The sequence below is a fragment of the Cryobacterium sp. TMT1-2-2 genome (genome assembly GCF_004403505.1).
GTDB classification, from domain to species: Bacteria; Actinomycetota; Actinomycetes; order Actinomycetales; family Microbacteriaceae; genus Cryobacterium; species Cryobacterium flavum.
This window is the reverse complement of the sequence record NZ_SOGS01000027.1, coordinates 106,179-127,112: the sequence shown is the minus strand read 5'-3', so window position 1 is coordinate 127,112 and position 20,934 is coordinate 106,179. Positions and strand designations below refer to the sequence as shown.

Genomic DNA, 20,934 nt, shown 5'->3' with positions numbered 1-20,934 from the left:
GAGGAACCCATGACCGACACCACGACTCCCGCCCTGGTCGAGCTCCGCAACGCGACGCTGTCGTCGCTGCCCGCGACCGTGCAGGTTCCCAGCTACGACCGCACCGGTCTCACGGCCGGCATCGTGCACTTCGGCGTTGGCGGTTTTCACCGCGCGCACCAGGCCCTCATGATCGACGACCTGCTCGAGCAGGGCCTCGCCCGCGACTATGCCATCTGCGGTGTCGGCGTCATGCCCTCCGACGCCCGCATGCGCGACGCCCTGCTCGTGCAGGACGGCCTGTACACGCTCGTCGTGAAACACCCGGACGGCACGCTCGACGCCCGCGTGATCGGGTCGATCATCGACTACTTGTTCGCCCCCGACGACGTGGAGGCCGTGATCGAACGCCTCGCGAGCCCCGAGGTGAAAATCGTCTCCCTCACCGTCACCGAGGGCGGCTATAACATCCACCCGGTCAGCGGCCGGTTCGACCTCAGCAACCCGCAGGTCGCCGCCGACCTGCAAGCGGATGCCGCCCCCACGACGGTCTTCGGCCTCGTCGTCGAGGCCCTGCGTCGTCGACGCGAACGCTCGACCCCGCCGTTCACCGTCATGTCCTGCGACAATCTACAGGACAACGGCCGCGTCGCCCGCCGCTCCTTCGTGGCCTTCGCCACGGCCAAGGACGCAGACCTCGGCGCCTGGATTGAAGCCTCCGTGAGCTTTCCGAACTCTATGGTCGACCGCATCACCCCGGTCACAACCGACGACGACCGCGCCCAGATCGCGAAGGCCTTCGGTCTCGCCGACCACTGGCCCGTAGTCTGCGAGCCGTTCCTGCAGTGGGTGCTCGAAGACGCGTTCACCGACGGCCGCCCGCCGTACGAGAAGTCGGCCGCCCAGCTCGTGAGCGACGTCGAACCGTACGAGCTCATGAAGCTGCGCCTGCTCAATGCGAGCCACCAGGGGCTCGCCTACTTTGCGCATTTGATGGGCTACCGCCTCGTGCACGACGCCGCGGCCGACCCGCTCATCGCCGGGTTCCTGCGCGCCTACATGGACCGCGAGGGATCATTGACGCTCAAGCCGGTACCCGGCATCGACCTCGAGGACTACAAGACGCAGCTCATCGAACGGTTCAGCAACCCGGGGGTGCGCGACACCGTTGCCCGCCTGGCCGCCGAGTCGAGCGACCGCATTCCCAAGTGGCTGCTGCCGGTGATCCGCGAGCAGTCCGCCCGGGGCGGCGAGCTCGCCCTCTCCGCCGCGATCGTGGCGAGCTGGGCCCGCTACGCCGAGGGCATTGACGAGCACGGTGAACCGATCGACGTTGTCGACCGCGTCAAAGACACCGTCATGCAGAACGCCACCGGCTACGCGAGCGACCCGCACTCCTTCCTGCGCGACCGGGACCTGTTCGGTGACCTGATCGACGACGACGCCTTCGTGGCGGCTTACGACCATGCGCTTGGCCTGCTGCACACGGTCGGAGCCCGGGGCACCCTCGAACATCTCCTGAAGTCCCTCGATTAGGCTGATCACAACTAGGTTTCAAAGGAGATGCGTTGGCACTGAAACGTCGCGTGGTGGTCGGAGTCGATTCCTCGACCCAGAGTTGCAAGGTCGTGAGCGTCGACGCCGACACCGGTGAGCTTTTGCAGCTGCAGAGCGCACCCCACCCCGACGGCACGAGCATCAACCCTGCGCGTTGGTGGGAGGCCTTCGAGCAAGCCGGAGGCGCCGACGCGGCCGCTGGCGCCGGCAACGTGCTCGCTCTCGGAGTGAGCGCGCAGCAGCACGGCATGGTCGCCCTCGATGACACCGGCACGCCCGTGCACGACGCCCTGCTCTGGAACGATGTTCGCAGTGCCCCGCAGGCCAGAGCGCTCACCGAGCAGTACGGTGCCTCGATGTGGGCCGACGAGGTCGGCGTCGTGCCGGTCGCGTCGTTCACCATCACGAAGCTGGCCTGGATGCACGAGAACCGGCCCGAGCTCGCCGCCCGCGTCGAACAGGTGCTGCTGCCGCACGACTGGCTCACCTGGAACATTCTCGGCCGGCCCGTCGAGGCCACGACCGATCGCAGCGATGCCTCCGGCACCGGATACTTCTCGGTGCACAGCAACGAGTACCGCCTGGATCTGCTCGAGTCCGCCCTCGGCCGCGCAGCCAGGGTGCCGCGGGTGCTCGGCCCGTCGGAGCGGGCCGGGGTCACCAGCGGCGGCGTCATCGTCTCGGCCGGCGCCGGCGACAACGCCTCAGCCGCACTCGGCCTCGGGGCCGAAGAAGGCGACGTGATCGTGTCTATCGGCACGAGCGGCACCGTGTTCGCCAGCACCGCTGCCCAGATAGCGGATGCCTCCGGCTCGGTCGCCGGGTTCGCCGACGCCGCCGGCGGTCAGCTTCCCCTGCTCGCCACCATCAATGGTGCCCGCACGCTCGTAGCCACGGCCGGTATGCTCGACGTGAACATCGAACGCTTCGGCGCGCTCGCTCTGAGCGCCCCGATCGACGCCGACGGTCTGCTCATGCTGCCCTACCTCGACGGCGAACGCACCCCGAACCTGCCGGATGCCACCGGCTCGCTGACCGGCATGCAACGGGGCAATATGCGCCCCGAAAACCTGGCCCAGGCATCCGTTTTGGGACTGGTCTGCAGCCTCGCCGACGCACTCGACTCGCTGCGCAGCCAGGGCGTGCCCGTGCGCCAGGTCATTCTGATCGGCGGCGGCTCACAATCGCCTGCTGTGCAGAAGATCGCAGCGGATGTCTTCGGCGTGCCGGTCCTGCTGCCAGCCCCCGGCGAATACGTGGCTCTCGGCGCCGCCCGGCAGGCCGCCTGGGCCCTTGACGGCGAGTTTCCCGAGTGGAAGCGCGAGATCGCGACCGAACTTACGCCCTCAGCCGCCCGGGACTGGGCCGTCGACGTGCGCGCCCGCTACGCCGAGCAGCGCGGCTTGATCTACGGGGTTTGACACTAGGGGTACCCGATGAACCAGAGCAGCCAGATCGCGACGGGCTGCAGGGCGATCGAGCCCACGAGCAGGCCGCGACGCAGCGGCTTCGACCGGGCGATCATTGGGTCGCCGAGCAGCGGTGCCAGCGGCAGCAGCAGACGAAACAGGCTCTGCTGCGGCAGGAACACGGCCACAAGGTAGAGCGCGTAGCTCGCCGAATACGCGATGACGTCCGGCCGAAGCGGATGCAGCGCCCGCCGCGACAACCACCACCCGAACCCGGCCATTAGCAGCAGAACCAGCACGATGCCTGCCACGCCGAGGTAACGGCCGGCCATCAGGAACCACGGCGTGAGCGGCACGAACGACGTCCGGCCCACAAAGCCGGTCCACCACGACAACTCCGTGGCGAGATAGGCATCGTGCACGCCCGTGACGGCGCCGGCCACGAGCGGCCAAGCCAGCCCGGCCGCGGCAATGCTCAGCCCGGCGGCCACGATCGCCCAGCGCTGACGCCAGGGGAAGAGCTCTTGTTCCCGCCAGCGCAGCAGCAGCATGAAAGCGAGGGCCAGCGACAGCGCCAGCACGCCCGGTCGGGTGAACGCGGCCACCGCGGCGAGCGGAATCATCAGCAGGTAGCGCCGCTCCATCATCGCCCAGAGGCTCGCGAACGCCAGGAACAGAAACAGGCTCTCGGCGTAGGCCACCTGCAGAATGAACGACAGCGGCCCGAAACAGAACAGGGCCACCGTCCACAGCGCCGAATGGCTCCCGACTCGCGGTTCCAGCAGGCGGTGAAGCGCGAGCGCGGCCAGGGCGCCGAACAGGGTCGCCACGAGCACGCCGGCCACGTAGAAGTCGAGGCCGGCCAGCTGCGCCAGACCGCGAGACAGCCAGGGAAACACTGGCAGAAACGCCCAGACGTTTGGCTCGACATGTCCGGCGGTATCCGTCGGCAGCTCGGTCGGATACCCGTGCAGCGCAATTTGTCGGTAGAACGAGCTGTCCCACGACCCTGAGAAGGTGAAGAAGTTCGGGTCGCGCCGGTAGCTCGCGAAGGTCCAGCCAGCCCGCGAGGCGACGGCGAACAGCGTACCGAGCAGTGCGGTCGTGACGAGCCGCGACAGACCCCAGATCAGCAGCACGAGTCCCCACGGCGGCAGTCGGCCGAGGCGGGTGCGGAGCGCGCGCAGCCGCTCTGCCCCACCCCCGATCGTCATCGGTCCAGACTAGCTGTCAGCAGCAGCGTCCCTGCGGGTTCGCATCCTGCCGGTCCGTCTGGTCGCGCCAGAATTCGCGCTCGGTCATGAGCGGATGCGGCGCGCGGCCTGCGCCCGCGGCATCCGTTTCGCATTCACTCGCGTGGTGCGCCACATACTTCTCGTAGGCGTCCTCGCCGAGAATCCCCTTAAGGAACCAGACCACGCCGCGGGCGCCCTTGCGGACGCCCGCCAGAACGGTCATCAGTGACCCTTGACTTTGATTTTTTTCTCCACCGGAAGGGCATCCCACTCGGCCTGTAGTACCTTTTCGGGCGGGGTCATGATGAACCCGGCCGGCGCGTAGATCTGCGACTGCACGGCATCATCTTCACTCGTGGCACTGGAGTTCTTGCGGTAGGCGTTCCAGGTGGCTTGAATCGCAGTGAGGATCACGATGATCGCGAGCACGACGAAGACGATCGAGAGAACGCCCTGCACCATCGTGTTGCGCACGACAGCCTCCATGGCGAGAACGTTCGGCGCGGTGCCGAAGCTCGTCTCGCCAGCGGCGAGGGCATCGGAGAACGCGCGGTTCTGCGCGAAGTAGCCGATGGCTGGGGTAGTCGAGAAGATCTTCAGAAACGACGCTGAAATCGTGACCACAGCGGCGAAACCGAGCGGCAGTGCAACGACCCAGAGGTACTTGAACAGGCCCCGCTTGGCGACGATGGCCATGCACACGGCCAGGGCGATCGCCGCGAGCAGCTGGTTGGCGATGCCGAACAGCGGGAACAGCGTGTTGATGCCGCCGAGCGGATCCGTCACTCCCATGAGAAGCACGGCTCCCCAGGCGGCGACCATGACCGCCGTGGCCGCCCAGGCGCCGGGGCGCCAGGACGTGTTCTTGAACTTCGGGAAGAAGTTACCGAGGCTGTCCTGCAGCATGAAACGGGCGACGCGGGTGCCGGCATCCACTGCGGTGAGAATGAACAGGGCTTCGAACATGATGGCGAAGTGGTACCAGAAGCTCATCATCGACGCGCCGCCGACGAGCTGCTGCATGATGTGGGACAGGCCGACGGCGAGCGTCGGGGCGCCGCCGGTACGGGAGACGATCGACTCCTCGCCGACGTTGGTGGCCATGTCGGTCAGCATGCTCGGTGTGAGGTTGACGCCGGTCAGACCGAGGCTGTTCACGAAAGCGACCGCGCCCTGCACGGTGCCGCCGGTGAGAGCGGGCGAGGCGTTCATGGCGAAGTAGATTCCGCGGTCGATCGACAGCGCGGCGACCAGGGCCATGATTGCCACGAGCGATTCCATGAGCATGCCGCCGTAGCCGATGAACCGGGTCTGGCGTTCCTTCTGAATGAGTTTGGGCGTCGTGCCAGAGGCGATCAGCGCGTGGAACCCGGAGAGGGCGCCGCAGGCGATCGTCACAAACAGGAACGGAAAGAGGGTTCCGGCAACGACGGGGCCGGTGCCGCTCGTGGCGAAATCACTCACGGCCGGCACGCTGATCTCGGGGCGGATGATGACGATCGCGACCGCGAGCATGCCGATCGTGCCGATCTTCATGAACGTCGAGAGGTAGTCGCGCGGGGCCAGCAGCAGCCAGACCGGCAGAATAGCGGCGATGAAGCCGTAGATGATGATGCCCCAGGCGATGGTGACCTTATCGAGGAGCAGGTAGGTCTGGCCGAAATCGGTGCCGGCCACCATGCCGCCGCCGACGATGGCGGCGATCAGTAGTACGAAGCCGATGATGGAGATCTCGGTGATCTTGCCCGGGCGGAAGAAGCGCAGATAGCAGCCCATGAACAGGGCGATCGGGATGGTCATGCCCACCGAGAACACGCCCCACGGGCTTTCGGCGAGAGCATTGGTGACGACGAGAGCGAGGATGGCGACGATGATGACCATGATCACGAGGGTCGCGATGAGGGCAGCGGTGCCGCCGATCACGCCGAGTTCGTCGCGGGCCATCTGGCCGAGAGAGCGACCGCCGCGGCGCATAGAGAAGTGCAGAATCAGGTAGTCCTGCACCGCGCCGGCGAGTACGACGCCGACGATGATCCAGATGGTTCCGGGCAAGTAGCCCATTTGTGCGGCCAGTACGGGGCCGACGAGGGGGCCGGCGCCGGCGATGGCGGCGAAGTGGTGACCGAACAGAACGCGGCGATCGGTGGCGGCGAAGTCCTTGCCGTCGGCCTTGTACTCGGCCGGGGTGGCCCGGCGGTCATCGGGGCGAATGATGTGCTTCTCGATGAACTTCGAGTAGAAGCGGTAGCCAATGAGATAGGTGCAGATCGCGGCGAACACGAACCAGATGGCGTTGACGGTCTCACCGCGCACGACGGCGAGCATGACCCAGCTGAGGCCACCGAGCAGTGAAATAGCCGACCAGATGATGATTTTGAGAGGCGTCCACTGACGATCGTGGGCGTCAAGCTCCTCGGGATCCAGGGCGACCGCCAGGTCGTGCGGAATTCGTTTCAGAGCGGTCGATTCTTCGGTCGTGCTGGACGAAGCGCCCATTTCTCCTCCTTGAGCCAAGGCAAATTCTGTGAATCTACCTACTAACGTTACATCCGCGCGAGAAAGGCTCCGAACCAGAGCGGGAACTCGGGTCGGATCGAGCGCGTAAAATGGGTAACCGGGCACTCGCCCGCATTCTGCGCCTTCGACCATTGGAGCCACCGTGGCGACGCCCACTCATCTTGATTCCGTCATCGCCCTCGCCCGCCACCGCGGTTTTGTTTTTCAGGCCGGTGAGATCTACGGCGGTTCCCGCTCGGCCTGGGACTACGGGCCCCTCGGCGTCGAGCTCAAGGAGAACATCAAGAAGCAGTGGTGGCGTTCGATGGTCACCAGCCGCGACGACGTCGTCGGCCTCGACTCGAGCGTGATTTTGCCTCGCCAGGTCTGGGAAGCATCCGGTCACGTCGAGGTTTTCAGCGACCCGCTGATCGAGTGCACCAGCTGCCACAAGCGTTTTCGCGCCGACCACCTCGAAGAGCAGTATGAGGAGAAGAAGGGCCGCCCGCCCGAAAACGGACTCGATGACATCGCCTGCCCCAACTGCGGCAACCGTCACATCTGGACCGAGCCGCGCGCATTCTCCGGACTGCTCAAGACCTACCTCGGCCCGGTCGATGACGAGGCCGGCATGCACTACCTGCGCCCCGAAACGGCGCAGGGCATCTTCGTGAACTTCGCCAACGTGTTGCAGGCGTCGCGCTCGAAGCCTCCGTTCGGCATCGGCCAGATCGGCAAGAGCTTTCGCAACGAGATCACCCCCGGAAACTTCATCTTTCGCACCCGCGAGTTCGAGCAGATGGAGATGGAATTCTTCGTCGAGCCCGGCACGGATGAGACCTGGCATCAGTACTGGATCGACACCCGCATGAAGTGGTACACCGACCTCGGCATCAATCCCGAGAACCTGCGCCTGTTCGAGCACCCGGCAGAGAAGCTCTCGCACTACTCCAAGCGCACCGTCGATATCGAGTACCGTTTCGGCTTCACCGGCACCGAATTCGGTGAGCTCGAGGGCGTGGCGAACCGTGGTGACTTTGACCTGTCAACGCACGCCAAGGCATCCGGTAAAGACCTCTCGTACTTCGACCAGACCAAGAACGAGCGCTGGACGCCCTGGGTGATCGAGCCCGCCGCCGGCCTGACCCGTTCGCTGATGGCCTTCCTGGTTGACGCCTACGTCGAAGAAGAGGTTCCGAACAATAAGGGCGGCGTCGACAAGCGCACCGTACTCAAGCTCGACCCACGCCTGTCGCCGGTGAAGGCCGCCATTCTGCCGCTGTCGCGCAACGAGAAGCTGTCGCCGATGGCCCGCGAGCTTGCCTCGAACCTGCGCCAGCTCTGGAACGTGGATTTCGACGACGCCGGAGCCATCGGTCGTCGCTACCGTCGTCAGGACGAGATCGGCACGCCGTACTGCATCACGGTCGACTTCGATTCGCTTGACGACCAGGCGGTGACTGTGCGCGACCGCGACACCATGGCGCAGGAGCGCGTGCCGCTCGCCGAGCTCGAGGCCTACCTGGCCGTGCGACTCCGCGGCGCGTAGTCTCACACAGCGGATGCACCGGCATCCGTCGTGCAGACTGAGACCATGCAAGCGGTCTATTTCGAAGAGTTCGGTGTTCTTCCGATGTTGCGCGAAGTGCCGGAGCCGCGTTTGAGCGCGGCCGGCGTGATCGTGCGGGTGGAGGCCACGGGCCTTTGCCGCAGCGACTGGCACGGCTGGCTCGGCCATGACGCCGACATCGCCCTGCCGCACGTTCCCGGGCACGAACTGGTCGGCGTGATCGATGAGGTCGGGCCGCTCGTGCGCCGGTTCCGAGCGGGCCAGCGGGTGACCGTGCCCTTCGTCTGCGCTTGCGGCGAGTGCCCGGAGTGCGACGCCGGAAACGGCCAGGTCTGCCGCAACCAGACCCAGCCCGGTTTCACTCACTGGGGCTCCTACGCCGAGCGGGTCGCGCTGCACCACGCCGACGTGAACCTCATCGCGATTCCGGACGACCTCGACGCCGGCGCCGCAGTGCTGCTCGGCTGCCGGTTCGCCACCTCGTATCGCGGGCTCGTGCACCAGGCCCGCCTCCAGGCGGGCGAAACTCTCGTGGTCGTCGGCTGTGGCGGAGTGGGCCTGAGCGCGATCATGATTGGGCAGGCGCTGGGAGCCACGGTGATCGCCGTCGACATCAGTGCCGATGCGCTCGACGCGGCGACTCGGGCCGGCGCGGCGCACGTGGTCAACTCGACCGGGCTCTTCGATGCCGAGGTGGTCGCACGCATTCGGGCGCTTACCGTGGACGGTGCGCAGGTGAGTCTCGAGGCGCTTGGCCGGGAGAATACCGTGGCTATCAGCATCCGCTCGCTGGCTACTCGCGGGCGGCACGTGCAGATCGGCCTGCTGGCCGACGACCCGCGGATGCCGCTGGGCACGGTGATCGCGCGGGAACTGACCGTGCTCGGCAGCCACGGAATGCCGGCCCACGACTACCCGGCGCTGCTCGACCTCGTACTGAGCGGCCGACTGCGCCCCGCGGACCTGATCAGCCGCCGCATTTCCCTGGCCGAAGCACCGGCGGCCCTCGCCGCCATGTCCACGCCCGGCGCGCCGGCCGGCGTCACGCTAGTCGAGGTTGCCCGCCCCTGACCGTCGCGCGCTGCCACCTTCGGCCCCTTGAACCGGGGAGGTCAGCTAGGAAGCTATGGAGCCGGCGGCATCCGCTGTACCGGCGACGGGCAGTGTGACGTCGATGCCGAACAGGGCGTCGAGGCCGGTCAGGTAGGCGTCTTGCTCGCCGGCGCGGGCCAGGTCCCGGGCGCGCACCATGGGGGTGTGCAGCAGCACGCCGGCCAGGTGACGCAGGGCCGACTCGGTGGCCTCACTCGAGTCGCCGCGGCTGCGAGCCCGGGCGATCTCGGCGTCGCGCAGCTCGAACACGTAGCTGCGCAGGGCGACGACGGCCGGGGTGAGGCTCTGTTCTTCGGCAACATCGGAGAACTTGCGGGCCGCCTTGCCGACGATTTCGCGGGCCTCGGTCGTGGCGTTGAGCTCTTCGAGCGGGGCGTGGATGCTGATGGTCTCGAGGTCGAGAAGTTCGACGCCGGGAACCAGGGTGACATCGGGGGCGACGTTGCGGGGCAGGCCGAGATCGATGATGAGCTGCGGCGGTGCTTCGGGTCCTGAGTCAGCCGGGCACAGCCGGGCGGGAGCGTCGGCGGTGGCGCCAGCAATGGCGAACGGGTCCGTGCCGATCTCGGCACGACCACGGGTGATCAGGGCGGCATCGATCACGTGGTCGTCGCGCAGAGTGCAGGTGACGACGACGTCGGCACGGGCCACCTCGGCGGCGAAATCCTCGGCGGGTACGGCGTCAATGTCGTGCGAGGTGGCGAATCCGACGGCCCGGCCCGAGGGCGAGTACACCCGCACGTTCTCGGCTCCGCGGTCACGCAGGGCGGCCAGCGAGGCGCCGGCATAGCGTCCGGTGCCGACCAAAAGCACGCGAGCGCTGGACCAGTCGCTGACCCGGCTTTCGGCCAGCTCGAGGGCGAGGCGCACGATCGAGCGGCCGGCCGATCCGATGCCGGTGCGGTTCTTCACGCCGCGCGAGGTCTGCGAGGCCCGCTGAAACAGACGCTCGAGCTCGGGGCTCGTAGTGCCGTCGGCGCGAGCCTGCTCGAGCGCGCGGCGCACTTGGCCGGCGATTTCGACCTCGCCGACGACGACGGATTCGAGCCCGCTGGTCACCGCGAACAGGTGCTCGGCCACGCCATTGCCGTGCACGAGGGTGAGGTTGTCGCGCAGAACGTCGATATCGAGGCCGCTCGAGGCGCTCACGGCCTCAATCGCGGCGTAGACGGCGGGCAGCGGCGACACGCCGTAGGGCTCATCCAGGTCGAGGTAGGCCTCGAAGCGGTTGCAGGTCGCGACGACGACGGCACCGCTGAGTGGCCCGTGCTGCCGAACCATGCGGGTGGCCGAAGAGCCCCCGCCCACAGACAATTTCTCCAGCACATCGAAGGTGGAGTTTTTGTGGCTGGCGGAAAGAAGAATGAGCACTAGCCGATTCTACGACTTCTTGCTGTACGCTTCCGTCGCGCGCCGTCAGGGATATTTGAGAGAATGGGCGTGATGATCCTCGACGCGCAGCATCCACTCTCCTCCGGCCTCACCGCCGACTCCCGCCTGATCCAGGCCTACCAGGGCACTCGGCCCGCCGTGACCCCGGTGTGGTTCATGCGCCAGGCCGGGCGATCGCTGCCCGAATACCGCGAATTGCGGGTCGGAACGCGCATGCTCGACGTGTGCCTCGACCCCGAACTGGCGAGTGAGATCTCGCTGCAGCCGGTGCGCCGCCACAACGTCGACGCAGGAATCTTCTTCAGCGACATCGTCGTTCCCCTGAAGCTCGTCGGGGTCGACGTGTCGATCGTGGCCGGCAAGGGTCCCGTTCTCGGCAAGGCCGTGCGCACTTCAGCGGATGTCGACGAACTCACCTCCCTCGACCCCGCCATTCTGGAGGAGGCCCTCGCGCCGATTCGGGACGCCGTGGCCCTGGCGGTCTCGCAGCTCGGGTCGACCCCGCTGATCGGCTTCGCCGGTGCCCCGTTCACCCTCGCCGCCTACCTGGTCGAGGGCGGTCCCTCCAAGGATCACATCCACGCCCGCACCCTGATGCACTCCGAGCCCGAGGCCTGGGCGAAGCTCATGGCCTGGACCGCCGATGTCACCGGCCGGTTCCTGCGCGCCCAGGTGGTCGCCGGCGCGAGCGCGGCCCAACTGTTCGACTCGTGGGCCGGAGCGCTCTCGCTGGCCGACTATGCGGCATCCGTTGCTCCAGCCTCGGCTGCGGCGATCGCCCACGTGCGCGATCTCACCTACACGGTGCCCGGCGCCGACGACGTCTCGGTTGATCGCAACGTGCCGATCGTGCACTTCGGCGTCGGCACCGGCGAACTACTGAAAGAGATGCACAACATCGGAGCCGACGTCGTTGGCGTTGACTACCGCGTACCGCTCGACGAGGCCAACCGCCGGCTCGGCGGCGCGGTTCCGGTGCAGGGCAACGTCGACCCGGCCCTGCTCGCAGCTCCCTGGCCGGTGCTCGAAGCGCACGTGCGCGACGTACTCGAACGCGGCCGCAGCGCACCCTCCCACGTACTCAACCTCGGCCACGGCGTTCCGCCCGACACCGATCCCGACGTGCTGACCCGCCTGGTCAGCCTCGTGCACGACGTGAGCGCGGCCGAATAGGAGCAACAGAATGATCGACGTTCTCGTGATCGGCGGGGGAGTGGCCGGTCTGGTGGCCGCCCGTGAATGCGCCCAGGTTGGTCTGGCCGTCACCATCATCGAGGCAACGGATGCCGTCGGCGGCCCGGTCGCCGGCCACATTCTCGACGGGCTCAGTCTTGACAGCGGAGCCGAGAGCTTCGCCGTGCGCGGCGGAACCGTCGCCGCTTTCGTCGAGGACCTCGGCCTCACCGACCAAATCGTCGCCCCCAACGTGGCCGGCGCCTGGCTGCACCTGCCCGCGCTCAACTCCGGCTCGCCGTCCCGCGCCCGCGCGAAGAAGGTCGCCGCCGGAACCGCTCTGCAACGCCCGTCAGCGAATGCCTCGGTGAGCGTTCCGCTCCCCAAGGCCGGCGTTCTCGGAATTCCTGGTTCCCCACTCGCCGACGACGTGCGCCGCGTGATCGGCTGGAAGGGGTCGCTCCGCGCCTACCTCGACCGGCTCATGCCCGTGCTCACCATCGGCCGGGAGCACAGCCTCGGCGACCTCGTGAAAAAGCGCATGGGTGCGCGAGTACTCGACCGCCTGGTCGAACCGGTTGCCTCCGGCGTCTACACGACGAGCGCCGTCGACCTCGAAATCGACGTCGTCGCCCCCGGACTCAACCGCGCCCTCACCACCGCCGGCTCGCTCTCCGGCGCCGTCTCAGCCCTGCGGTCCGGCGCCCCCGCCGGCTCCAACGTCGGCGGGCTGCTCGGCGGCATGGCCAGCCTGCCCGCAGCCATCGTGACCGCCCTCGAGCGCCACAACGTGAGCATCCTCACCGGCACGACGGCCGAGACCCTGGCTCGCTCCGGTACCGACGATGCGCCGACCTGGTCCGTCACCGTCACGCGCCCCGCGGATGCCGCGCCCGCCGACCCGGCTGACCCGATCGACTCAGCTGACCCCGCCGACGTCGGCACCACGACCCAGACCATCACCGCCCGCTACGTCATCATCGCGACTCAGGGAGCCCAGGCGCTGCGACTGGTCAATCCGCTCGGCGCCCGGTTCGATGCGCTCGCCGAACTCGACTGGCCGGCCCCGACCGCGGTGACCCTCACCTCGCTCGTGCTCGATGCGCCCGCCCTCGACGCTCACCCGCGCGGCACCGGCGTGCTCGTCTCGATCGACGCCCCCGATGTCACCGCGAAGGCGCTCACGCACGTCACCGCAAAGTGGGCCTGGGTTGCCGACGCGGCCGGCCCCGGCCGGCATGTCGTGCGGCTGTCCTATGGCCGGGCGGGTCACTCCAACCCGACCGATGACCTCAGCGACGTTGAACTGCAGGCGCTCGCCCTGCACGATGCTGCCACCCTGCTCGGTGTGCCGCTTCCGGCCGGCTGCGTGCGCGCCTTCGCCCGCACCGAGTGGCGTGACGCGCTGTCACCGGCCACTCTCGGTGCGCCCGAACGCGCCCAGCTGGTGCACGAGGCCGTGGCCGCGACGCCCGCACTGGAGATCACCGGTGCTTGGCTGGCCGGAACCGGCCTCGCCTCGGTCATCCCGCACGCCCTCGAGGCCGGCGACCGCATTCGGCACGCCGCCCTCGGCCTGACCATCACCGCCCCCGACCTCTAGCGGACGCCGAAACTGTGCACTTCCTGTATTGATACGAGCGCGGTGTGACATACCCGGGCGCACCCGAGACCGAAACGGCGAACCGGGTTACTCTGGGGAGACCTTACGAAAGTGGAGACTCAATGCGCGGAAAGCTTCTGTTCATCACGGGCGGACTCGTCGGCTACGTGCTCGGTGCACGCGCCGGCCGCAAACGCTACGACCAGATCGCCGCCGCTGCCAATGATCTCTGGAACGCCAAACCTGTGCAGCGCCGGGTGACCGAGGTGCGCGATGCCGCCCTCGAGCTGGTTGGAGACGTTCCCTCCACCCTGTATAAGGCCGGCAAGAAAGCGGTCAACCAGGCGGTCGCCAAGAAAAAGCAGGCTTCCACCCCCGCCGTGACCACCCCAGCCGCCAAGGCGAGCACGACCACGAGTCGAACGGCCGCCGCAAAGCCGAAGCCGAAAGCGACCCCTAAAGCCAAGCCCGACGAAGACGATTCCGACGCGCAGTAAGCCCGACGGCAACTCGTAGAATTCTCAGACACCCGAAACACCGACACCCGAACCTAGGGAAGGCAATCCGTGACTAGCAGTGGATTCAACCCGAAGAGCAAACGCCCGTTGCTCGCCCTGATCGGGGAGCTGCCCGGCCAGATCAGTGCCCTCGTCAAAGCCGAACTGGATGCCTTCAAGGCCGAGTTCGCCACGAAGGCCAAGAACTTCGGGGTTGGTGCTGCCCTCTTCATCGTGGCCGGAGCCATCCTCTTTTTTGCACTCGGAGTGTTCGTCGCCCTCGCGGTGATCGCGCTGGCTCTGGTGTTGCCGCTCTGGCTGGCCACCCTCATCGTGGCGGTGGCGCTCGTGCTGCTCGCCGTCATCCTCGTGCTCATCGGTGTCAATCGGGTGAAGGCAGCCACGAAACCAGACCCCGAGGGCGTGCACGCGAGCATCCGCCTGGACGCAGATGCATTCAAGGGAGTTGGCGAATATGACACCAAATAGCGGCACGCAAACCGAGAAGCACGGCATCGGCGATCTTCGTGCCGAAGCGCGGCACGCGCGGGCCGAACTCGCCTCGACGCTCGACGCGATCGAGTACAAGTTCAACTTGCCCAAACAGCTGCGCATCAAACGGCGTCAGCTCTCCCACGCCCTGCGCCAGCTCGGCGAAGACAGTCCGGCCGCTCTCGTGGGCATTGCCCTCGGAGCGGCGACAGTCGTGGGCGTTATCGTCTGGTTCGGAGCCTCAGCGGTGGCCAAGAACCGCTAGTTCCCACCAGGCCCGCTCGGTCGGTTCACAGGAACCGGTGGGCTCATTTTGGTGCCGGGCGCAATACAGAGCAAACTAGAACCATGACTCACCCGGCTGCCGGAGAGGCAGTACCCAGCGTTCAGCCCACCACCCCCACCGATTCCGAGGTACCCGCGGCTTCGCCGCAAGGATTCACCCTCTTTACCGTTCTGCGAAGAGACCCGCACAACCCCGATGATCTCGACGGCCGCGATGTTCCGCACGCCGTGAACGAGCTCGACGACGTGGTGGCCTTGATCGAAGCCGAGGGCGTCACCGTGCGCGGCTTCTACGATGTCTCCGGCCTCAAGGCCGACGCTGACGTCATGATCTGGACCCACGCGCCCGAGGCTGAAACCCTGCAATGGGCCAACCGCGAACTGCGCCGCAGCCGCCTGCTCAAGAGCCTGCTGCCCACCTGGAATGCCATGGGCGTGCACCGCGACGCCGAATTCAACAAGAGCCACGTGCCCGGCTTTCTGCGCGGCATCGAGCCGAAGGCCTGGCTCACCATCTACCCCTTCGTGCGCAGCTTCGAGTGGTACCTGCTTCCCGAGGAAGACCGCAGTCGCATGCTTGCCGACCACGGCCGCAAGGGTGCCGCCTACCGCGGAGCCATCGCCAACACCGTCTCCGCGTTCGCCCTCGGCGACTACGAGTGGCTGCTGCCGATCGAGAGCGACGAGCTCACCGAGCTCGTCGACCTGATGCGCGGCCTGCGCGACACCGAGGCGCGTCGCCACGTGCGCGAGGAGATCCCGTTCTATACCGGACGCCGCATCTCCACCGCCGAGCTGGTCGAGGTGCTTCAGTAATGACCGCTTACGACGCAGTGCTGCTGGCCGGTTTCGGCGGACCCGAAGGCCAGGACGACGTGATCCCATTCCTCCGCAACGTGACCGGAGGCCGCGGCATCCCCGAGGAACGCCTCGAAGAGGTCGCCACGCACTATCGCCACTTCGGCGGCATCAGCCCGATCAACGACCAGAACCGCGTGCTCAAGGCGGCACTGCAGGTGGAGCTCGACCGGCGCGGCATCGACCTGCCGGTCATCTGGGGCAATCGCAACTGGGCGCCCTACCTGAAGGACACGATCAGCGAAGCCCACGACAATGGTCGGGATCGCCTCCTCGCGATCGCCACGAGTGCCTACAGCTCCTACAGTGGATGCCGCCAGTACCGCGAAGACTTCGCCAAGGCCCTCAGCGACACCGGTCTGACGAACGTCGTGCACATCGACAAGATCCGCCAGTTCTTCGACCACCCTGGTTTCGTGACCCCGTTCATCACCGGCGTGACCCAGGGACTGGCTGACGTCGTGGCAGCTGTCCCCGGCATAAACGTCGACACTGAGGTCGAGATCCTGTTCTCGACCCACTCCATCCCGATGACCGATGCGAACAAGAGTGGCCCGCCCGAGCGCGGCTTCAGCGAGGGCGGTGCCTACGAGGCCCAGCACCGCGCCGTTGCCCAGGTCGTCATGGACTCCCTCGTGGAACCGGACGATTCCTCGGTGCCGCTCAAGACGCAGTGGCAGCTTGTCTACCAGTCCCGCAGCGGCCCGCCCAGCATGCCGTGGCTCGAACCCGACATCAACGACGCGATCGCCCTGCTGCCGGCCCGCGGCATCCGTGCCGTCATCATCGTGCCGCTCGGTTTCGTGAGCGACCACATGGAGGTTATGTGGGACCTCGATAACGAGGCGATGGAGACGAGCGAGAAGTTCGGCATCAAGGCCGTGCGTGTGCCGACCCCCGGTGTGTCGCCCGACTTCGTCAGCGGCCTCGTCGACCTGATCGAGGAACGCCTGAACGACACCCCGGTGGAAGACCGCCCGGCCGAGACCACTCTCGGACCCTGGTACGACGTTTGTCGCCCCGGTTGCTGTGAGAACGTGCGCCTCGGCTTCAAGCCGGCCGTCGCCGGAATGGCGCCATGACCGTGATCCGCGTGGGCACCCGCGCGAGCGCCCTGGCGCTCGCGCAGACCCAGACCATCGTCAACCGCATCGCGGCTTCGGCCGGTGTCGAGGTCGAAATCGTGCGCGTCACCACGCACGGCGACACCTCGACCGAACCGCTCTCGAGCCTCGGCGGCACCGGCGTGTTCGCGAGCGCCCTGCGCGAAGCCCTGTTGAACGACGAGTGCGATGTCATCGTGCACTCGTTCAAGGACCTGCCGACCGAGCCCCACCCGGGCCTCGTTATCGGCGCAACCCCCAAGAGAGCGGATGCCCGCGACGTGCTCTGCGCGCGCGCCGGCTTCACCCTGGACACCCTTCCCGAGGGCGCCCGTGTGGGAACGGGCTCGCCGCGCCGGGTAGCCCAACTGCTGGAGCGTCGCCCCGACCTCACGATCGTGGACATTCGCGGCAACATCGACACGCGCCTCGGCCGCGTCGCCGAGGGCGACCTCGACGCCGTCGTGCTCGCCGCCGCCGGCCTCGGACGTCTCGGTCGGCTCGATTCGCTCGCGCCCGAATTTCTCGACCTGTCGGCCTGGCCGACGGCTCCGGGCCAGGGTGCGCTCGCCATCGAGGTGCGCGCCGGCAGACCAGAACGCCTGCTCGGCGTTGCGCTCGCCGCCATGAACCACGCCTCCACTCAGGCGACGACCACCGCCGAGCGCACGGTGCTGGCCCGCCTCGAAGCCGGCTGCGCAGCACCGATCGGCGCGACCGCGGTCGTCGACGATGGGCTCCTCTTCCTCACCGCCACCGTGTACAGCCCTGACGGTTCCCGCAAGGTCACCAGCTCGCACGCGGCGACCCCCGATTCGCACTCCGCCCTCCATCTCACCGAAGCCGCGCTCGACGTGGCCGAACGAGTATCCATAGATCTTCTGGCCGGTGGCGCGGCCGAGTTCTCTCCCCTGAAAGTGACTGAGTGACCCACGTGACCAATCGAATGACCAAGCCTCTCGCGGGCTGGCGAGTTCTCGTTCCGCGCGGCGGACCCTGGGGAGACCAGGTGGCAGCAAATCTGCGGGCCAAGGGTGCGCATCCGATCGTGGCTCCCATGATCAACTTTGCCGCGACCGACGACGCCCCAGCCCTCGACGCGGCGCTCACCCGCCTCGCCGCCGGCGACTTTGACTGGATGACCATCACGAGCGCCACGACCGTCGACGTTCTGTCGTCGCACCGTGCGATCATCGCACCGGGAACACGCGTCGCCGCGGTCGGAGAGACTACAGCGGCGGCGCTCATCGCGGCCGGATACCACGTGGACATCGTCCCCTCCGAGGACAACTCGGCCCGCGGTCTGCTCGAGGAATGGGAGACCGCTACGGCCGGGGTCATCCCGTTACGCGTGCTGACCCTACGCAGCGAGATCGCCAAGCCGCTGCTCTCCGAGGGGCTGCGCCGGGTCGGCCACGACGTGCAATCAGTCGTCGCCTACCGCACCATCGGTGTTCCGGTCAGCGACCAGGTCGTCGCCGATGTGAAAGCGGGCCTCGTGCACGCCGTTCTCGTGACGAGCGGCAGCGTCGCACGCCAGGTGCGCGAGCAGTTTGGCGACATTCCTGAACGCACACTCGTAGCCTGCATCGGTCCGCAGACGGCGAAGGACTCCCGGGCGCTCGGACTGCGCGTGGACGTCGTCGCTGCCGAGCGCAGCGCCGAGTCCCTCATCGAGGCCCTCGTCGACACCGCGCTGGCGGGAACCGCACCGGCGCTCTGATCGAGCCAGGTAACGACCGGATAACGAAACGTACAGCCTGGCGGCGTAAGGTACAGGGGTGACCAACCCCGTTATTCGCCCCCGACGCCTGCGCACCAGCCCCGCGCTTCGTCGCCTGGCCAGTGAAATTCGTGTCCACCCGGCGGAGCTCGTTCTCCCAATGTTCGTGCGCGAAGGCGATGAGCAACGCCCGATCAGCTCGATGCCCGGCGTCGTGCAGCACAGCATCGATAGCGCCCGACGCGCTGTGGTGCAGGCAGCCGAGGCCGGCGTGGGCGGTGTCATGCTGTTCGGCGTGCCCGAAGTGCGGGATGCGATTGGTACCGGCGCAACCGACCCTAAGGGAATCCTCAACCTCGCCACCCGCGCACTGGTCGACGAGATCGGTGACGCGCTCGTCGTGCAGACCGACCTGTGTCTCGACGAATTCACCGATCACGGTCACTGCGGGGTACTCGCGACCGACGGCCACGTCGACAACGATGCCACCCTCGAGCGCTACCGCGACATGGCGCTGGCCCAGGCCACCGCCGGGTCTGCGCTGCTCGGTCTTTCCGGCATGATGGACGGCCAGGTGGCCGCCGTGCGTGAGACCCTGGACGCCAATGGATTCGAAGACACCGCCGTGCTCGCCTATTCGGCCAAGTACGCCTCCGCGTTCTACGGCCCGTTCCGCGAAGCCGTCGCCTCCACCCTGGTCGGCGACCGCCGCACCTACCAGCTTGACCCGGCCAACCGGCGCGAGGGTGTGCGTGAGGCCCAGCTCGACATCGACGAAGGCGCCGACATCGTCATGGTCAAGCCGGCCGGCAGCTACCTCGACGTGCTCGCCAAAGTTGCCGCCATGAGCAATATTCCGGTTTGGGCATATCAAGTTTCCGGCGAGTACGCCATGATAGAGGCCGCTGCCGCTCAGGGCTGGATCGACCGCCGCCGCGCCGTCGAAGAGTCGGTCCTCAGCATCCGCCGGGCCGGAGCCGACGCCGTACTTACCTATTGGGCCGTTGAACTGGCCACCTGGCTCAAGGAGGAGCGAGCATGACCAACACGATGTCGACACCCGTGGAACACGCGGCTTCCCGCAATGACGAACTGTTCGACCGCGCCCGCCGAGTGATTCCCGGCGGGGTCAACTCGCCGGTACGCGCCTTCGGCTCGGTCGGCGGCACCCCGCTCTTTCTCGTGAAGGCGGCCGGCGCCTACGTCACCGACTCCGACGGCCGCGAGTACGTCGACCTGGTCAATTCGTGGGGACCGGCGATTCTCGGCCACGCGCACCCCGAGGTCATCAAGGCCGTTCAGGATGCCGCCGCCCTCGGGCTTTCGTTCGGCGCTTCAACGCCGGCCGAGACCGAACTGGCCGAGCTCGTCGCTGAGCGGGTCGGCGCGGTCGAAAAGCTGCGTCTGGTCTCCACCGGCACTGAAGCCACCATGACCGCCATTCGCCTGGCCCGTGGGTTTACCGGTCGTGACCTGCTGATCAAGTTCGCCGGTCACTATCACGGCCACTCCGACGGCCTGCTCGCCCAGGCCGGCTCCGGCCTCGCCACGCTGGCTCTGCCCGGCTCGGCCGGCGTCACCGCCGCCACGGCGGCACAGACTCTCGTGCTGCCGTACAACGACCTCGACGCCGTGCGGGCTGCGTTCGAGGCACATCCCGGTCGAATCGCCGCCATCATCACCGAAGCCGCCGCCGCCAACATGGGTGTCGTCGCCCCGGATGCCGGGTTCAACGCCGCGCTGTCCGGGATCGCGCACTCCAATGGCGCCCTGCTCATCCTCGACGAGGTGCTCACCGGCTTTCGGGTGAGTCGTTCCGGCTTCTGGGGCCTGGAGACCAGCAGCCTCGAGTCGGCCGGGGAAGAGTTCTACACGCCCGACCTGCTCGCCTTCGGCAAGATCATCGGTGGCGGCCTTCCCGTTGCAGCCCTCGGCGGCCGGGCCGACGTGATGGACTTTCTGGCACCCACCGGCCCGGTCTACCAGGCCGGAACGCTCTCCGGCAACCCGGTCGCCGTCGCGGCCGGCATCGCGACGTTGAACCTGCTCGACGTGAGCGTGTACGACCGGCTCAACGCGACCGCCATCATCCTCTCGGAGGCTGTGTCAGCGTCCCTCGCGGCCGAGGGCGTCGCGCACCGGGTGCAGCGGGCCGGCAATCTGTTCAGCTTCGTGTTCGGCGAGGAGGCGCAGGGCTCAGCCCCGCGCACCTACGCCGACGTGCAGCGCCAGGAGGCGTTTCGGTACGCACCGTTCTTCCACGCCATGCTCGACGGCGGTGTTTCGTTGCCGCCGAGCGTGTTCGAGGCCTGGTTCGTCTCGGACGCCCACGACCAGAGCGCCATCGGTCGCATTTTCGAGGCACTTCCCGCTGCGGCCAAGGCGGCGGCCGCCGCTACGCCCCAGGGTTGATCTGCAATTAACCAGACGGATGAGCGTGGCTGGCCAC

General features: G+C 67.4%; 19 protein-coding genes. 15 read left to right on the top strand and 4 right to left on the bottom strand.

All coding sequences use genetic code 11. The features are described 5' to 3' along the window. Positions 1-9: 9 nt before the first annotated feature. Entirely contained in the window at positions 10-1,515 is a 1,506-nt protein-coding gene (locus E3T35_RS18500) for a mannitol dehydrogenase family protein (RefSeq protein WP_134380590.1), read from the top strand. A gap of 32 nt (positions 1,516-1,547) precedes the next feature. Then, on the top strand, positions 1,548-2,957 hold the full coding sequence (gene xylB / locus E3T35_RS18495; protein ID WP_241988914.1) for a xylulokinase: 1,410 nt from the start codon (positions 1,548-1,550) through the stop codon (positions 2,955-2,957). A 2-nt stretch (positions 2,958-2,959) separates the two neighbouring features. Here the strand turns inward: xylB and E3T35_RS18490 are convergent, their stop codons facing one another. The 3 genes from E3T35_RS18490 to E3T35_RS18480 are packed head-to-tail and all read right to left on the bottom strand — an operon-like array spanning position 2,960 to position 6,676. Continuing rightward, entirely contained in the window at positions 2,960-4,159 is a 1,200-nt protein-coding gene (locus tag E3T35_RS18490) for a mannosyltransferase family protein (RefSeq protein ID WP_134380587.1), read from the bottom strand. A gap of 16 nt (positions 4,160-4,175) precedes the next feature. After that, the gene (locus tag E3T35_RS18485) at positions 4,176-4,406 is read right to left on the bottom strand and encodes a YbdD/YjiX family protein (protein WP_370449358.1); all 231 of its coding nucleotides are present in this window, start codon (positions 4,404-4,406) and stop codon (positions 4,176-4,178) included. Further along, positions 4,403-6,676, bottom strand: coding sequence for a carbon starvation CstA family protein (locus E3T35_RS18480; protein WP_134380581.1), 2,274 nt, complete (start codon positions 6,674-6,676; stop codon positions 4,403-4,405). The genes E3T35_RS18485 and E3T35_RS18480 overlap by 4 nt, the downstream gene beginning before the upstream one ends. Positions 6,677-6,839: 163 nt before the next feature. Here E3T35_RS18480 and E3T35_RS18475 point away from each other — a divergent pair, with 163 nt between their 5' ends. Together E3T35_RS18475 and E3T35_RS18470 are read left to right on the top strand one after the other, a co-directional pair. After that, positions 6,840-8,225, top strand: a complete 1,386-nt coding sequence (locus E3T35_RS18475; RefSeq protein WP_092338597.1) for a glycine--tRNA ligase — start codon at positions 6,840-6,842, stop codon at positions 8,223-8,225. A gap of 45 nt (positions 8,226-8,270) precedes the next feature. After that, complete coding sequence (locus E3T35_RS18470) at positions 8,271-9,317, top strand: alcohol dehydrogenase catalytic domain-containing protein (RefSeq protein ID WP_134380578.1); 1,047 nt, start codon at positions 8,271-8,273, stop codon at positions 9,315-9,317. Between the two features lie 45 nt (positions 9,318-9,362). Here the strand turns inward: E3T35_RS18470 and E3T35_RS18465 are convergent, their stop codons facing one another. Then, a complete protein-coding gene (locus E3T35_RS18465) occupies positions 9,363-10,730 on the bottom strand; it encodes a glutamyl-tRNA reductase (RefSeq protein WP_134380575.1) in 1,368 nt (455 codons plus the stop codon). 72 nt (positions 10,731-10,802) lie between these two features. On the opposite strand from E3T35_RS18465, the gene hemE reads away from it, so the two are divergent. The 11 genes from hemE (at position 10,803) to hemL (ending at position 20,897) form a co-directional block, all read left to right on the top strand. After that, on the top strand, positions 10,803-11,924 hold the full coding sequence (gene hemE / locus E3T35_RS18460) for a uroporphyrinogen decarboxylase (RefSeq protein ID WP_134380752.1): 1,122 nt from the start codon (positions 10,803-10,805) through the stop codon (positions 11,922-11,924). Between the two features lie 10 nt (positions 11,925-11,934). Further along, positions 11,935-13,527: an NAD(P)/FAD-dependent oxidoreductase gene (locus tag E3T35_RS18455; RefSeq protein ID WP_134380572.1), complete on the top strand. Its 1,593-nt coding sequence runs from the start codon at positions 11,935-11,937 to the stop codon at positions 13,525-13,527. 122 nt (positions 13,528-13,649) lie between these two features. Beyond that, on the top strand, positions 13,650-14,024 hold the full coding sequence (locus E3T35_RS18450) for a hypothetical protein (RefSeq protein ID WP_174777114.1): 375 nt from the start codon (positions 13,650-13,652) through the stop codon (positions 14,022-14,024). A gap of 69 nt (positions 14,025-14,093) precedes the next feature. Then, complete coding sequence (locus tag E3T35_RS18445) at positions 14,094-14,513, top strand: phage holin family protein (protein WP_092338604.1); 420 nt, start codon at positions 14,094-14,096, stop codon at positions 14,511-14,513. Beyond that, the gene (locus E3T35_RS18440; protein ID WP_241987694.1) at positions 14,500-14,781 is read left to right on the top strand and encodes a hypothetical protein; all 282 of its coding nucleotides are present in this window, start codon (positions 14,500-14,502) and stop codon (positions 14,779-14,781) included. The genes E3T35_RS18445 and E3T35_RS18440 overlap by 14 nt, the downstream gene beginning before the upstream one ends. 83 nt (positions 14,782-14,864) lie before the next feature. After that, positions 14,865-15,617 (top strand): hydrogen peroxide-dependent heme synthase, encoded by a 753-nt coding sequence (gene hemQ, locus E3T35_RS19980; protein ID WP_134344907.1) that lies wholly within the window; start codon positions 14,865-14,867, stop codon positions 15,615-15,617. After that, positions 15,617-16,741 carry a ferrochelatase gene (locus E3T35_RS18430; RefSeq protein ID WP_134380569.1) on the top strand — a complete coding sequence of 375 codons (1,125 nt, stop codon included), beginning with the start codon at positions 15,617-15,619 and terminating at the stop codon, positions 16,739-16,741. The genes hemQ and E3T35_RS18430 overlap by 1 nt, the downstream gene beginning before the upstream one ends. After that, the gene (gene hemC / locus E3T35_RS18425; RefSeq protein ID WP_092338610.1) at positions 16,738-17,691 is read left to right on the top strand and encodes a hydroxymethylbilane synthase; all 954 of its coding nucleotides are present in this window, start codon (positions 16,738-16,740) and stop codon (positions 17,689-17,691) included. The genes E3T35_RS18430 and hemC overlap by 4 nt, the downstream gene beginning before the upstream one ends. Positions 17,692-17,708: 17 nt before the next feature. Continuing rightward, positions 17,709-18,485: a uroporphyrinogen-III synthase gene (locus E3T35_RS18420; RefSeq protein WP_134344910.1), complete on the top strand. Its 777-nt coding sequence runs from the start codon at positions 17,709-17,711 to the stop codon at positions 18,483-18,485. Positions 18,486-18,543: 58 nt separating this feature from the next. Next, complete coding sequence (hemB, locus tag E3T35_RS18415) at positions 18,544-19,527, top strand: porphobilinogen synthase (RefSeq protein WP_134380566.1); 984 nt, start codon at positions 18,544-18,546, stop codon at positions 19,525-19,527. After that, positions 19,524-20,897, top strand: a complete 1,374-nt coding sequence (gene hemL / locus E3T35_RS18410; RefSeq protein WP_241987695.1) for a glutamate-1-semialdehyde 2,1-aminomutase — start codon at positions 19,524-19,526, stop codon at positions 20,895-20,897. Before hemB ends, hemL begins: the two co-directional genes overlap by 4 nt. Positions 20,898-20,934 lie beyond the last annotated feature (37 nt).